Below are 529 nucleotides of genomic sequence, written 5' to 3' on the forward strand. Positions count from 1 at the left end.
AGAATCAAAATGGCAGCTAAAGACGTAGTTTTCGGTGGTGAAGCACGCGCCCGCATGGTCGAAGGCGTGAACATCCTGGCCAACGCGGTCAAGGTGACCCTGGGCCCCAAGGGCCGCAATGTGGTGCTCGAGCGCTCGTTCGGCGCCCCCACCGTGACCAAGGACGGCGTGTCCGTGGCCAAGGAAATCGAACTCAAGGACAAGCTGCAGAACATGGGCGCCCAGCTCGTGAAGGAAGTGGCCTCCAAGACCAACGACATCGCCGGTGACGGCACGACGACCGCTACCGTGCTGGCCCAGGCCATCGTGCGCGAAGGTTCGAAGTATGTCGCCGCTGGTCTGAACCCCATGGACCTGAAGCGCGGTATCGACAAGGCTGTGACCGTGCTGGTCGAGCAACTCAAGAGCCAGTCCAAGGCCACGACGACTTCCAAGGAAATCGCCCAGGTCGGTTCGATCTCCGCGAACTCCGACGAGTCCGTGGGCCAGATCATTGCCAACGCAATGGACAAGGTCGGCAAGGAAGGCG

Annotated in this window: 1 protein-coding gene; it reads left to right on the plus strand. The window is 61.4% G+C overall.

What is annotated here, in order from left to right; translation table 11 throughout:
• Positions 1-9 precede the first annotated feature (9 nt).
• A partial coding sequence (locus tag D3H34_RS33735; protein ID WP_286186608.1) for a TCP-1/cpn60 chaperonin family protein occupies positions 10-529 on the plus strand: 520 nt, incomplete at its 3' end.

This window comes from Acidovorax cavernicola (assembly GCF_003581445.1).